The organism is Bradyrhizobium frederickii (assembly GCF_004570865.1).
GTDB classification, from domain to species: Bacteria; Pseudomonadota; Alphaproteobacteria; order Rhizobiales; family Xanthobacteraceae; genus Bradyrhizobium; species Bradyrhizobium frederickii.
The window spans coordinates 56,363-69,320 of sequence record NZ_SPQS01000018.1 but is presented as its reverse complement, the minus strand read 5'-3'; the positions used below and the strand labels follow the sequence as shown (position 1 = coordinate 69,320).

The following is a 12,958-nucleotide window of genomic DNA, read 5'->3' as shown; positions in this document are numbered from 1 at the left end:
CTACATTGCATTCTGCAATGTCACGCACGCCCAAACCCCATCCCCTCACCACGAGACAGGCCCGGCAGATCTGGCTGCATGCCCAGCGGCTGGATCAGCGCACCCCGTTCGGCGAGGGTGCACAGGCCGTCGCGGATGCGGTCGCTCATCTCGGCTATGTGCAGATCGACACCATCCACGTCGTCGAACGCTGCCATCATCACATCCTGTTCAGCCGGATCCCGTCCTATCGCCGGGCCGATCTGCGTCATGCCCAGAGCATCGACAAAAGCGTGTTCGAGTATTGGACCCATGCGCTCTCCTACGTGCCGACCGGCGACTTCCGCATGTTCCTGCCGGCGATGCGCGAGCATCGGCGCGAGGGGCACAGATGGTTCGCCTCGGTGAAGCCCGCCGACATGCGCAAGGTGATGCGGCTGCTGCGGGCCGGTCCGCTGACGATCCGCGACATCGAGGATGACGTGCTCGTCGAGAAGGAACACCTGTGGCAGAGCCGCAAGCCCTCCAAGCGGGCGTTGCAGCTGGCCTTCTATACCGGCGCCGTCACCGTCAGCGAACGGCAGGGCATGCTCAAGACCTACGAGTTGATGACGCGCCATTTCGGCTGGGACAGGCTGCCGGGGCCGGCCTCGGCAAGGGAGATCACGACCTATCTGCTCGACCGCGCGCTGCGCTCGCAGGGCGTGGTCAGTCTCGATTCGATCTGCCATCTCGACGCGCCGAGCAGGAAGCCGGTCGCGCGCCTGATAGCCTCGCGCGTCCGCCGCGGCGAGCTCGTGCCCGTCGCGATCGAGGGCTCCGGCAAGCAGGAACATTGGGCCGCGCCCGCCGTGCTCGAGCCGAACAGTGAGGCGGTCTCGCCCGATCTGGTCCACATCCTCTCGCCGTTCGATCCGCTGATCATCCAGCGCAAGCGCACCAATCTCTTCTTCGGCTACAACCATCTGTTCGAGGCCTATGTGCCGAAGGCCAAGCGCAAGCTCGGCTATTTCGCGCTGCCCGTGCTGGTCGGCGACGAGATCGTCGCCGCGCTCGATCTGAAGACCGACCGGCAGGCCAAGAAGCTCTTGATGCAGAAATGGACCTGGGTCGGGCAGGGGAGGAAGACCGCGGGCCGCAAGGAGTTGAAGCAGGGGATCGAGCAGGAGCTCGATCGCTTCGAGCGGTTTCAGCTCGCGGAGTGAGGCTTGGCATCGGTCTCGTAGGGTGACAAAGGCGCGTTAGCGCCGTGCCCACCATCTGCTTGTGGTGGGCACGCTTCGCTTTGCCCACCCTACGAGAGCGTGCGTCGCGGCGAGCCGATCGATCCAGATGCCGAACGCAATCCCGACCGCGTAAGCCAGTAGATTCCACAGCGAGAAGATTCGTCCCAAGAGCAGCGCGCCGGCCGTCGTCAGCCGGAACGCATCGAGCCATGGCGTGTGCACCAGCCGGGAGAATTCCACGACGACTGCGATGATCGCCGCGGCGGCTGCGATCTGCGCACGCGTCAGCCGTGGCAGCAAAGCTCCGACCAGCAGAAGTACCATGGTCGCCCATAGCAGCGAGCCGCCATACTTCACCACGAAAGCGGGGAGCCCGAGCGGAAAGCCGTACCAGCGCAAGGAAAGCCCGCAGGCGATGACGATCAGGGCGAGAGCGGCGCGGATCATCGCCTTCTGCATCGGCGCAATGGCTTGATCCGGCTGCGTCCCGTGCATTGCTCGCTCCATTGACTCTTTGCCCGTGATGCTGAAAACCGCCCATCGACCCACAAGAGCAACAACCAGGGGGAAGCCATGAGCCAGACCACGATCTATGCCGGATCCGCCGGCGGAGCCAAGGAGGCCAAGAGCGAAATCGAAACGTCGACGATCCGCGCCATCTCCTGGCGCCTGATTCCCTTCCTGGTGCTGGCCTACTTCTTCTCCTATCTCGACCGCGTCAATCTCGGCTTCGCCGCTCTGACCATGAATGCCGAGCTGAAGTTCACGCCGTTGATCTTCTCCTGGGGCGCCGGCATCTTCTTCATCGGCTATTTCATCTTCGAGGTGCCGAGCAATCTGGCGCTGGAGAAATTCGGCGCCAGCCGCTGGATTGCCCGCATCATGGTGACCTGGGGCATCATCTCCGCGCTGATGGCGATGGTCAGCGGCGTGACCAGCTTCTACGTCCTGCGCTTCCTGCTCGGCGTCGCCGAGGCCGGCTTCTTCCCCGGCATCATCCTCTACCTCACCTACTGGTATCCGGCCGAATATCGCGCCCGCTTCCTGGCGGCCTTCGCGGTCGCGGTGCCGGTCTCGACCGTGATCGGTGCGCCGATCTCAGGCCTGCTGCTCGGGCTCGACGGCTTGATGGGCCTGAAGGGCTGGCAGTGGCTGTTCATCATCGAGGGCATCCCCTCCGTGCTGCTCGGCATCGTCACCTGGTTCTATCTCACCGACAGGCCGGAGAAGGCGGACTGGCTCTCGGCCGAGCAGAAGGCCTGGCTCAAGGCGAAGCTCGATTCGGAGATTGCTGCCAAGCAGGCGGTGAAGCATGTCTCGCTCGGCGAAGCGCTGTCCTCGCCCAAGGTGATTGCGCTCAGCCTGATCTATTTCGGCTTCGTCGGGGCGCTCTACGGCATGCAGTTCTGGCTGCCGCAGATCGTCAAGGCGTTCGGGCTGACCAACGCCCAGACCGGCTTCGTCACTGCGATCCCGTATCTGTTCGGCACCATCGCCATGATCCTGTGGGCGCGGCACTCCGATGCGACGCGCGAACGCGTCATGCATGTCGGCGCGCCGCTGCTGCTGACGGCGGTCGCACTCGGTGTGTCCTCCTCTCTCACCGATTCCGCCCTGACGATGGTGGTGCTGACGATCGCGGCCATTGGCGTGTTCTGCTGCTTCGGCGTGTTCTGGACCCTGCCGACCGCCTGGCTCTCCGGCACCGCGGCCGCCGGCGCCATCGCCCTGATCAACTCGATCGGCAACCTTGCCGGCTTCGGCGGGCCGTATCTGATCGGCTGGGTCAAGGAAGCCACGGGCCAGACCTCGACCGGCCTGCTTGTGCTCGCCGTGCTGCCGCTGCTTGCCGGTATTTTGGTCTTCGTCGGCGGCCACGACAGCAAGCACGAGTTCGCCGGGCAGGGGCGGTAGAGCTGCAGCTAGCCGTGCGTACCCCGGATGAAGCGCAAGCTCCATCCGGGGTACGGGCTAACCTGCTTCGCCACTTCTCTGGGAGCCAGCCAATCCCAGAAACACCAACATAGCGCGGTTGAGACGCAACAGGTCGTCATCATCTAGGCGTCCCACCAGCGTTCCGACCTTAGCTTTCGGCACGGTGGCAATCTTATCGACCATCAGCCGGGACGGCGCACCCAGGCCGTTGCGTTCGTTCGGCTCAACCTTCAGCCGGAAGAGAGGAGCCTCAGTTTCGTCGGTTGTGAAAGCGCAGACCGTGATCGAGCTCGTCGCGTCGAAGCTGTCGTCCTGCACGACGACAATGGGGCGCGGCTTGCCCACATAGTCCTTGCCGCCTGCCACGGTCCAGACCTCGCCCCGCTTCATTCGTCGGTCCAATCTGATATGGCGTCGATGAAGGCTTGGTCTTCGGATGCATGTGTGCTGGTTGCGACCGCGAGCGATTGGCGATGGGCTTCTGACCGGAAGGACGGCGATCGGATGTCCGGCACCCATATCTGGATCGGCCGCAGACCTTGCGCACGCAATCGATCGCGGTGCGCCTGAACCTTCATACGAGACGACTTGCGAGACGACTTGGGCTTTGAGGGGCTCATGCGTGTTCTGACCGGTTACATGTAACCTATCAGGATATGTCGTGCGTGACCAGGGCACATGGACCTAGGGCTCCTCACCACCTCTTAACGATCACGCATTTCTGATGACTGACGATTATTGACTTTCATCAGTGATTAGTCGACATTCCTCTCATTCGAGATGCAGGAGTGTTCTTCGATGTTCGTCTGGTCGGTTTTATCGAGCTATTCCAGGCTGTTGGCAGGCGTGTCGTTGGCCCTGATGGCCGCGAGCCTGGCCGGGTGCAATGACACCGTCGCCGAGAAAGCCGAGCCGCCGCGGCCGGTTCTGGTCGCAACCGCGCATTATGATGCCGAGACTCCGGAGCGCAGTTTCGTCGGCACCGTCAGGCCGCGGATCGAGAGCGATCTCGGCTTCCGCGTTGCCGGCAAGGTTGCCAAGCGCCTCGTGGAGGTCGGCCAGACCGTCGAAATCGGCCAGCCGCTCGCCACCCTCGACGAGGTCGATTTGAAGCTCCAGGCCGAGCAGGCGCTGGCCGAGCAGACCGCCGCGACCGGCGTGCTGGCCCAGGCCGCCGCCGCCGAGCAGCGCGCCAAGGATCTGAAGGCCAAGGGCTGGACCACGGATGCGCAGATGGATTCGAGCCGCGCCGCTGCGGACGAAGCCCGCGCCCGCCTGAACCGCGCCGAGCGCGCGCTCGAATTGAGCAAGAACTCCCTTTCCTACGCGACGCTCAATGCCGATGCCCGTGGCGTCGTCACCGCGACGCTGATCGAGCCCGGCCAGGTGGTCGCCGCGGGTCAGGCTTCGATCCGTGTCGCCCGCTTTGCCGAGAAGGAAGCGGTCGTCGCGATCCCTGAGACGCTGGTTGGACGTGCCAAGTCGGGCGTCGCCAGCGTCACTCTTTGGTCCGAGCCGGGCAAGAAATATGCGGCCAAGCTGCGCGAGATCGCGCCGACGGCCGATCCGGCCACGCGCACCTATCTTGCGAAATTCTCACTGCCCGAGGCCGACGACAAGGTCTCGCTCGGCATGACCGCGACGCTGACGTTGTCGGATGCCGCGACCGAGCGCGTCGCGCGACTGCCGCTGTCGGCGCTGTTCAACGAAGGCGGCAAGCCGTCCTTTTACGTCGTCGACGACAACGGCGCGCTCACCTTGAAGCCGGTGACGGTGAAGTCCTACGAGAGCAACGACGTCGTCATCACTGGCGGCGTGGAAGAGGGCGCCAAGATCGTTGCCCTCGGTGTGCAGAAGCTCGATCCGGGCCAGAGGGTGCGGGTCGTGTCGTCACTGTCTTTCTAAGTTCGTTTACGAGTTCCTCGTTGCAAGGCGAGTTTCGGCCCCGGCGCAAATGCTTGGGCTGAAGCGGCGAAGCGATCCAGAACCTGCCCAGCCCCCTGGATTGCTTCGCTGCCTCGCGACGATGGGTTGTACAGAGTGGCTGTCGTGTCTTTGGCAATTGGATCGTCTTTTCGGAGAGAGCGATGAAGCGCTTCAACCTTTCGGCCTGGGCCGTCAGCCATCCGACGCTGGTTCTGTTCCTGATGATCATTCTCGGCGTTGCCGGCTTCTTCTCCTATGAGAAGCTCGGACGCGCCGAGGATCCGTTCTTCACGGTGAAGGTGGTCAACGTCTCCGTGATCTGGCCGGGCGCGACCGCGCAGGAGATGCAGACGCAGGTCGCCGATCCCATCGAGAAGAAGATCCAGGAGCTGCCCTATTTCGAGAAGGTGCAGACCTATTCCAAGCCCGCCTTCACCGCGCTCCAGGTCACCTTCCGCGACAACACGCCCCCGAAGGAAGTGCCTTATCTCTTCTATCTGCTGCGCAAGAAGCTGGTCGACGTGCAGGGCCAGCTGCCGTCGGGCATTCTGGGACCTGTCGTCAACGACGAGTTTTCCGACGTCGATTCCATCCTCTACATGATGACCGGCGACGGGGCGGACTACGCCCAGCTCAAGAAGGTTTCGGAGGGCTTCCGTCAGCGCCTGCTCAAGGTGCCTGGAGTGACCAAGGTCGACGTCTACGGCAACCAGGACGAGCGCATCTTCGTCGAGTTCAGCCATGCCAAGCTCGCCACCCTCGGCATCACGCCGCAGGCGCTGTTCGATTCGCTCGCCAAGCAGAACAACGTCACCCCTGCCGGCACGGTCGAGACCTCCTCGCAGCGCGTGCCGCTGCGCGTCACCGGCGCGCTCGACGGTGCCCAGGCTGTCGCGGAGACGCCGGTCGAGAGCAACGGCCGTGTGTTCCGCCTAGGGGACATCGCCACCGTGACCCACGGCTATGTCGATCCGCCGAGCTTCGTCGTCCGCCAGGAAGGCAAGGCGGCGATCGGCGTCGGCGTCGTCACCGCCAAGGGCGCCAACATCCTCGAGCTCGGCAAGGAGGTCGAGAAGGCGACGGCTGACTTCATGAAGGCGGTGCCGCAGGGCATCGACGTCAAGCTGATCGCCGACCAGCCCAAGGTGGTCGAGCATGCCGTCGGCGAGTTCGTGCACTCTTTCATGGAAGCGCTCGTCATCGTGCTGTTCGTCTCGTTCCTGGCACTCGGCTGGCGCACCGGCATCGTTGTCGCGCTGTCGGTGCCCTTGGTGCTCGGCATCGTCTTCATCGTCATGAACACGATGTCGCTCGACCTGCATCGCATCACGCTCGGCGCGCTGATCATCGCGCTCGGCCTGCTCGTCGACGACGCCATCATCGCGGTCGAGATGATGGTGGTGAAGATGGAGCAGGGCTGGGACCGCATGCGTGCGGCCTCCTTTGCCTGGGAATCGACTGCGTTTCCGATGCTCACGGGAACGCTGGTCACGGCCGCTGGCTTCCTCCCCATCGGCTTTGCCAATTCCGCGGTCGGCGAATATGCCGGCAGCATCTTCTGGATCGTGGCGATCGCGCTGGTCGCCTCCTGGTTCGTGGCGGTGATCTTCACGCCCTATATCGGCGTCAAGCTGCTGCCTGACATGAAGGCGCACCACAACCACGATCCGCACGCGGTCTACGAGACCCGCATGTACCGCGGCCTGCGCGCCATCGTGCAATGGTGCGTCAACCATCGCATCACCGTGGTGGCCGCGACCGTCGGCGTCTTCATCGCCTCGATCGTCGGGTTCGGCCAGGTCCAGCAGCAATTCTTCCCGCTGTCGGAGCGGCCCGAGCTGTTCCTCCAGCTGCGCCTGCCCGAGGGCACCGCCTTCAACGTCACCGAAAAAGCGGTGAAGAAGGCCGAAACGCTGCTGAAGGACGACAAGGACATCGAGACCTATACGTCCTATGTCGGCCAGGGCTCGCCGCGTTTCTGGCTCGGCCTCAATCCGCAGCTGCCGAACGAGGCCTTTGCCGAGATCGTCATCGTCGCCAAGGGCGTCGAGGCGCGCGAGCGCATCAAGGCCAAGATCGAGAACGCGGCTGCCGAGGGCTTCCTGTCCGAGGCGCGCGTTCGCGTCGACCGCTTCAATTTCGGTCCTCCGGTCGGCTTCCCCGTCCAGTTCCGCGTGATCGGCCCCGACGCCAACACGGTGCGCGAGATCGCCTACCAGGTCCGCGACGTCATGCGGCAGAACAAGAGCGTCAAGGACGTCCAGCTCGACTGGAACGAGCAATCGCCTTACCTCAAGCTCGTCGTCGATCAGGATCGCGCCCGTGCCATGGGCCTGACGCCGCAGGACGTCTCACAGGCGCTCGCGATGCTGATCTCGGGCTCGCAGGTCACCACCGTGCGCGACGGCATCGAGAAGGTCGCCGTGGTCGCCCGTGCGGTCCCGTCCGAGCGGCTCGACCTCGGCGGTGTCGGCGACCTCACCATCACCTCGCGCAATGGCGTTGCCGTGCCGCTGCAGCAGATCGCCAAGATCGAGTACGCCCACGAGGAGCCGATCATGTGGCGGCGCAACCGCGACATGGCGATCACCGTGCGCTCCGACGTCGTCGACGGCGTGCAGGCCCCTGATGTCACCAACCAGATCACGCCGAAGCTGAAGGCGATCAAGGACCACCTCGAGCCGGCCTACCGCATCGAGGCGGGCGGCGCGTTCGAGGAATCCGCCAAGGGCAACGCCTCGATCTTCATCCTCTTCCCGGTGATGGTCATGGTGATGCTGACGCTGCTGATGATCCAGCTGCAGAGCTTCTCGCGCCTGATCCTGGTGTTCCTGACCGCGCCGCTCGGCATCGTCGGCGCCTCGCTCGGGCTCAACGTCGCCAATGCCCCGTTCGGCTTTGTGGCGCTGCTCGGCCTGATCGCGCTCGCCGGCATGATCATGCGCAACACGGTGATCCTGGTCGACCAGATCGAGACCGACGTCTCCCACGGCCTGACCCGGCGAGAGGCGATCGTGGAGGCCACCGTCCGCCGCGCCCGTCCGGTGGTGCTGACGGCGCTCGCCGCCATCCTCGCCATGATCCCGCTGTCGCGCTCGGCGTTCTGGGGTCCGATGGCGATCACCATCATGGGCGGCCTGTTCGTCGCGACCTTCCTCACCCTCTTGTACCTGCCGGGCCTCTATGCGCTGTGGTTCAGGAAGAGCCTGGACGAGGCGGGTAACCCCGAGCAGCCTGCCGCGCCGCAGCATGGCAGCGATGACCATCCAGCAATTCCGCTTGCTGAAGCGGCTGAATAAGTGAGATGAAGTGCTGATCGATGAGTCCTGACTGATGGCCCTTATTTCGGAACATATCGAAGGCGACACCCGGGATCGTATCCTCGAGGTGGCCGAGCGGCTGTTCCGCCAGATCGGCTACCAGAAGACCACGGTCGGCGACATCGCCAAGGAGCTCAGGATGAGCCCCGCCAACGTGTATCGCTTCTTCGAATCGAAGAAGGCGATCCATCAGGCGGTGGCCCGCTCGCTCATGGGCGAGGTCGAGCTCGAGGCGCAGCGGATCGTGGCAAGGCCGGGCCCGGTGCCGGAGCGCTTCCGCGAGCTGCTCACCACCATCCATCGCATGAACACCGAGCGCTATGTCGGCGACAACAAGCTGCACGAGATGGTCGAGATCGCGATGCAGGAGGATTGGCAGGTCTGCGTCAACCATATGGAGTGTATCGCCGGCGTGATCGGCCAGATGATCGCGCAAGGCGTCGCCTCCGGCGAGTTCGAGGCTCCCGACCTCCAGTTGGCGTCGCTGTGCGCCTGCACCGCGATGATGCGGTTCTTCCACCCCCAGATGATCGCCCAGTGCGCCACCAAGCCGAGCCCGACCATCGACCAGATGATCGATTTCGTCATCGCGGGTCTGTCGCCGCGCCACTGACGAGGCGGGAAGTTTCTCCTATAACGTCCTTGCCGTCATTCCGGGGCGGTCCGTAGGACCGAACCCGGAATCTCGAGATTCCGGGTTCGATGCTTCGCATCGCCCCGGAATGACGGGCATTGGAGAAGCACCCGCGTGACCGACAAAGACCTTTATTTCTACGAGCCCTCCAAGGGCCACGGCCTCAAGCACGATCCCTTCAACGCCATCATCGCGCCGCGGCCGATCGGCTGGATCTCCTCTCGCGATAGCAAGGGCCACGTCAACCTCGCGCCCTACAGCTTCTTCAACGCCTTCTGCTACGTGCCGCCGATCATCGGCTTCTCCTCCACCAACTGGAAGGACACGGTGTCGAACATGGAGCAGACCCGCGAGTTCGTCTGGAATCTCACCACGATGGACCTCGCCAAGCACATGAACGCGACCGCCGCGCATGTCGCGCCCGAGGTCGACGAGTTCAAGCTTGCGGGGCTCACCGCCGTGCCCGGCAAGCTCGTCAACGTGCCGCGCGTCGGCGAAAGTCCGGTCGCCTTCGAATGCAAGGTGTCCGACATCGTCCGCCTTAAGGGTGCCGATGGCAAAGAGGCCGACGCCTGGCTGACGTTAGGGGAGGTCGTCGCCGTGCACATCGACAAGGCCATGATCAAGGACGGCGTCTACCAGACCGCCGCCGCCCGCCCGATCGTCCGCGCCGGCCGCCGCGGCGATTACTTCGAGATCAAGCCGGAAAACATGTTTGAGATGGTGCGGCCGGATTAGGCCGGCCCAAACTCTAACCCACCGTCATTCCGGGGCGACGCGTAGCGTCGAGCCCGGAATCCATAACCACGATCGGGAGTATGGATTCCGGGCTCGCGCCTGAAGGCGCGCCCCGGAATGACGATGTGGCGACACCTCTCCGTTGCCCCTCCCGGAACTGCCCCCACGCCCCGGCCGTTATGGTCCGTGGGGGCGGCCGCCCGGCCGCGTCAATTTTGCAGGCGAAGTGTTCGCCTCTGCCAGCCAGTTTCCGCTAAAATGCCCGATAACCGCGCCGATGCATGAGGTCAGCCATGAGCTTCCGCCGCGACACTCTGACAAAGCCGATCTTCTCCTGGGCGCGCGGCGTGCTGCCGGCGATGTCCGACACCGAGCGCGAGGCGCTGGAGGCGGGCGACGTCTGGTGGGATGCCGATCTCTTCACCGGCGATCCCGATTGGTCGAAGCTGCTGAAAATTGCGCCAGCCAAATTGACTGAGGAGGAGCGGGCCTTTCTCAACGGACCCGTCGACGAGCTCTGCGCCATGCTCGACGAGTGGAAGATCTTCTGGGAGTGGCGCGACCTGCCGCAGGACGTCTGGCACTTCGTCAAGCGCGAGAAATTCTTCGGCATGATCATCCCGAAGGAGTTCGGCGGCCTCGGCTTCTCCCCCTATGCCCATTCCGAGGTGGTGCGCAAGATCTCGACCCGCTCGATCGCAGCCGCGGTCACGGTGATGGTGCCGAACTCGCTCGGCCCCGGCGAGCTCCTGATGCGCTTCGGTACCACAGAGCAGCAGGAGCGCTGGCTGCCGCGGCTCGCCGACGGCCGCGACATTCCCTGCTTCGGCCTCACCAGTCCGGAAGCGGGCTCCGATGCCGCCTCGATGGTCGACAGCGGTATCATCTGCAGGGGCGAGTTCGAGGGCCGCGAGGTCGTCGGGCTCAGGCTCAACTGGCATAAGCGCTACATCACACTCGGCCCCGTCGCGACGCTGCTCGGCCTTGCCTTCAAGGCCTATGATCCCGATCATCTCGTCGGCCCTCAGGAAGAGCTCGGCATCACCGTCGCGCTGATCCCGACCGATCTGCCCGGCGTCGAGATCGGCCAGCGCCTTCTGGAAGCATGTCGGCCACAGTTTTCAGACACTGTTTCGTGCCTTCGGCCGGAGCTGGACGTTTGGCGCCTTCGCGCTTGCGCCGGATGCGGGCGACGCCACGCCGTTCTATCGGCAGCTCTCGCGCTATTCGGCGGCGTTTGCGCTCTGCGCCGACATGGCGCTGCTGACGCTCGGCGGCGCGCTCAAGCGCAAGGAGATGTTGTCGGCGCGTTTCGGGGATATCCTGTCCGAGCTGTATCTGCTCTCCGCGGCGCTGAAGCGCTGGCAGGACGAGGGCCGGCAGAAGGAGGACTTTGCCGCGCTGGAATGGTGCATGGCGAGCGGCTTCAGGACGATCGAGAACCGGCTCGCCGAAATCCTCGCCAATCTGCCCAACCGCTTCGTCGCAATGTTTCTTAAGCTCGTGGTCCAGCCGTTCGGCGCCCGCGTGCTCGGCCCGTCCGACCGCGTCGTGCATCAGTGCGCAAGCATCGTGCTGGAGCCCTCTGCCGCGCGCGAGCGCCTCACGCCGGATCTGGCTTATGTCGATGACGACGGCGGCTTTGCCCGGCTGGAGCGTGCTTTCAAATTGGTCACCGGCACTGAGGCTATCGCCAAGCGCATGCGCGCCGCGCGTATCCGCGACTGGAAGGATGCCGTCGCCAAGGGCGTGATCACGCAGGCCGAGGGCGAGCAACTGGCCGCTGCTGATGAAGCCGTCACAAAAGTGATCGAAGTCGACGATTTTGCGCCGGAGGTGCTGTCGCCGATTTACAAGAAAACCGTCAATGTGCATCAGTTCTTCCAGGAACTCGGTGAACAGCGGGCGGCGAGCTGATGGCACGACCGGTATTCATCGTCGACGGCAGCCGGACGCCGTTTCTGAAGGCGCGCTCGGGGCCCGGGCCGTTCACGCCGGTCGATCTCGCCGTGCAATGCGGCCGGCCGCTGCTGGCGCGTCAGCCGTTTGCGCCCGATAGCTTCGACCAGGTCATTCTCGGCTGCGTCAACGTCATCGCGGACGAGATGAACCCGGCGCGCGTCGCGGCACTCCGGCTCGGCATGGGCGAGGACATGGTCGCCTTCACCGTGCAGATCAATTGCGGCTCGGGCATGCAGTCGATCGACACCGCCTACCGCTACATTCGCGAAGGCCATGCCGACATGATCCTCGCTGGCGGGACCGAGGCGCTGAGCCACGCCCCGCTGGTCTGGCCCAATTCCGGTGTGCGCTGGTTCGCCGGCCTTGCCACCGCCAGGGGCGTGGCCGCGAAGCTCGCCGCGGCCTTCAAGCTCCGCCCGCGCGATCTCAAGCCGATCATCGGCCTGGAGCGCGGACTGACCGATCCTATCACCGATCTGAACATGGGCCAGACCGCCGAGGTCGTCGGCCATCTCTTCGGCATTGCGCGCGCGCAATCCGATGCCTACGCAGCCGAGAGCCATCGCCGGCTCGCGCATGCGCAAGGTGCTGGGTTTCTCAAGGGCGAGGTCGAGACAGCGTTCGCGCGCGACGGCAAGTTCTACGACCATGACGATGGCGTGCGGCCGGACTCCACGACGGAGACGCTCGCGAAACTCCGGCCGGTGTTCGAGCGGCCGTGGGGCCAGGTCACGGCCGGCAATTCCTCGCAGATCACTGACGGCGCCTCCTGGGTGATCCTCGCCTCCGACGCGGCCGTGGCTAAGTACAAGCTCACGCCGAAAGCTGCGATCGTCGACAGCCATTGGGCGGCGCTCGATCCTGGCATCATGGGGCTCGGTCCGGTGATGTCAGTGACGCCGCTGCTGCAACGCAACGGCCTCACCATCAAGGATGTCGAGACCTGGGAGCTCAACGAGGCCTTCGCCACCCAGGTGCTCGGCTGTCTCGCGGCCTGGAACGACGATAAATTCTGCCGCGAGATCCTCGGACTCGACGGCGCGGCCGGTGAGATCGACCGCGACAAGCTCAACGTCGATGGCGGGGCGATCTCGCTCGGGCATCCCGTCGGCACGTCCGGCAACCGCATCGTGCTGCATCTCGTCAACGCGATGAAGCGGCTTGGTACGCGGCGCGGCGTCGCCACCGAATGCATCGGTGGCGGGCTCGGCGGGGCCATGCTGATCGAGGCGGTGTGA

General features: G+C 64.5%; 10 protein-coding genes and 1 pseudogene. 8 read left to right on the top strand and 3 right to left on the bottom strand.

Going from position 1 to position 12,958, the window contains the following annotated elements:
- The first annotated feature begins 17 nt into the window (after positions 1–17).
- On the top strand, positions 18–1,184 hold the full coding sequence (locus E4K64_RS27510) for a winged helix-turn-helix domain-containing protein (RefSeq protein WP_135166283.1): 1,167 nt from the start codon (positions 18–20) through the stop codon (positions 1,182–1,184).
- A 36-nt stretch (positions 1,185–1,220) separates the two neighbouring features.
- Here the strand turns inward: E4K64_RS27510 and E4K64_RS27505 are convergent, their stop codons facing one another.
- Positions 1,221–1,700, bottom strand: coding sequence for a ribosomal maturation YjgA family protein (locus E4K64_RS27505; RefSeq protein ID WP_167772291.1), 480 nt, complete (start codon positions 1,698–1,700; stop codon positions 1,221–1,223).
- A 78-nt stretch (positions 1,701–1,778) separates the two neighbouring features.
- Between E4K64_RS27505 and E4K64_RS27500 the strand changes: the two genes are divergently transcribed.
- Positions 1,779–3,119, top strand: a complete 1,341-nt coding sequence (locus E4K64_RS27500) for an MFS transporter (protein ID WP_135166281.1) — start codon at positions 1,779–1,781, stop codon at positions 3,117–3,119.
- A 57-nt stretch (positions 3,120–3,176) separates the two neighbouring features.
- Here E4K64_RS27500 and E4K64_RS27495 read toward each other — a convergent pair whose 3' ends face one another.
- Positions 3,177–3,530: a type II toxin-antitoxin system PemK/MazF family toxin gene (locus E4K64_RS27495; protein ID WP_135166280.1), complete on the bottom strand. Its 354-nt coding sequence runs from the start codon at positions 3,528–3,530 to the stop codon at positions 3,177–3,179.
- Positions 3,527–3,718 (bottom strand): antitoxin MazE family protein, encoded by a 192-nt coding sequence (locus tag E4K64_RS27490; RefSeq protein WP_347338632.1) that lies wholly within the window; start codon positions 3,716–3,718, stop codon positions 3,527–3,529. Before E4K64_RS27490 ends, E4K64_RS27495 begins: the two co-directional genes overlap by 4 nt.
- A 220-nt stretch (positions 3,719–3,938) precedes the next feature.
- Between E4K64_RS27490 and E4K64_RS27485 the strand changes: the two genes are divergently transcribed.
- From E4K64_RS27485 to E4K64_RS27460, 6 genes and pseudogenes are all read left to right on the top strand, one after another.
- Entirely contained in the window at positions 3,939–5,045 is a 1,107-nt protein-coding gene (locus E4K64_RS27485; RefSeq protein WP_135166278.1) for an efflux RND transporter periplasmic adaptor subunit, read from the top strand.
- 182 nt (positions 5,046–5,227) lie between these two features.
- Complete coding sequence (locus E4K64_RS27480) at positions 5,228–8,365, top strand: efflux RND transporter permease subunit (protein WP_135166277.1); 3,138 nt, start codon at positions 5,228–5,230, stop codon at positions 8,363–8,365.
- Positions 8,366–8,399: 34 nt separating this feature from the next.
- A complete protein-coding gene (locus tag E4K64_RS27475; RefSeq protein WP_135166276.1) occupies positions 8,400–8,999 on the top strand; it encodes a TetR/AcrR family transcriptional regulator in 600 nt (199 codons plus the stop codon).
- Between the two features lie 135 nt (positions 9,000–9,134).
- Positions 9,135–9,758 (top strand): flavin reductase family protein, encoded by a 624-nt coding sequence (locus tag E4K64_RS27470; RefSeq protein WP_167772290.1) that lies wholly within the window; start codon positions 9,135–9,137, stop codon positions 9,756–9,758.
- A 293-nt stretch (positions 9,759–10,051) separates the two neighbouring features.
- A pseudogene (locus E4K64_RS27465) lies at positions 10,052–11,675 on the top strand (acyl-CoA dehydrogenase domain-containing protein).
- The gene (locus tag E4K64_RS27460) at positions 11,675–12,958 is read left to right on the top strand and encodes an acetyl-CoA C-acetyltransferase (RefSeq protein WP_135166274.1); all 1,284 of its coding nucleotides are present in this window, start codon (positions 11,675–11,677) and stop codon (positions 12,956–12,958) included. The pseudogene E4K64_RS27465 and the gene E4K64_RS27460 overlap by 1 nt, the downstream one beginning before the upstream one ends.

Coding starts and splice junctions, on each gene's coding strand:
- E4K64_RS27510 (WP_135166283.1), top strand. CDS start 18: ATGTCACGCACGCCCAAACCCCATCCCCTCACCACGAGACAGGCCCGG.
- E4K64_RS27505 (WP_167772291.1), bottom strand. CDS start 1,700: ATGCACGGGACGCAGCCGGATCAAGCCATTGCGCCGATGCAGAAGGCG.
- E4K64_RS27500 (WP_135166281.1), top strand. CDS start 1,779: ATGAGCCAGACCACGATCTATGCCGGATCCGCCGGCGGAGCCAAGGAG.
- E4K64_RS27495 (WP_135166280.1), bottom strand. CDS start 3,530: ATGAAGCGGGGCGAGGTCTGGACCGTGGCAGGCGGCAAGGACTATGTG.
- E4K64_RS27490 (WP_347338632.1), bottom strand. CDS start 3,718: ATGAAGGTTCAGGCGCACCGCGATCGATTGCGTGCGCAAGGTCTGCGG.
- E4K64_RS27485 (WP_135166278.1), top strand. CDS start 3,939: ATGTTCGTCTGGTCGGTTTTATCGAGCTATTCCAGGCTGTTGGCAGGC.
- E4K64_RS27480 (WP_135166277.1), top strand. CDS start 5,228: ATGAAGCGCTTCAACCTTTCGGCCTGGGCCGTCAGCCATCCGACGCTG.
- E4K64_RS27475 (WP_135166276.1), top strand. CDS start 8,400: ATGGCCCTTATTTCGGAACATATCGAAGGCGACACCCGGGATCGTATC.
- E4K64_RS27460 (WP_135166274.1), top strand. CDS start 11,675: ATGGCACGACCGGTATTCATCGTCGACGGCAGCCGGACGCCGTTTCTG.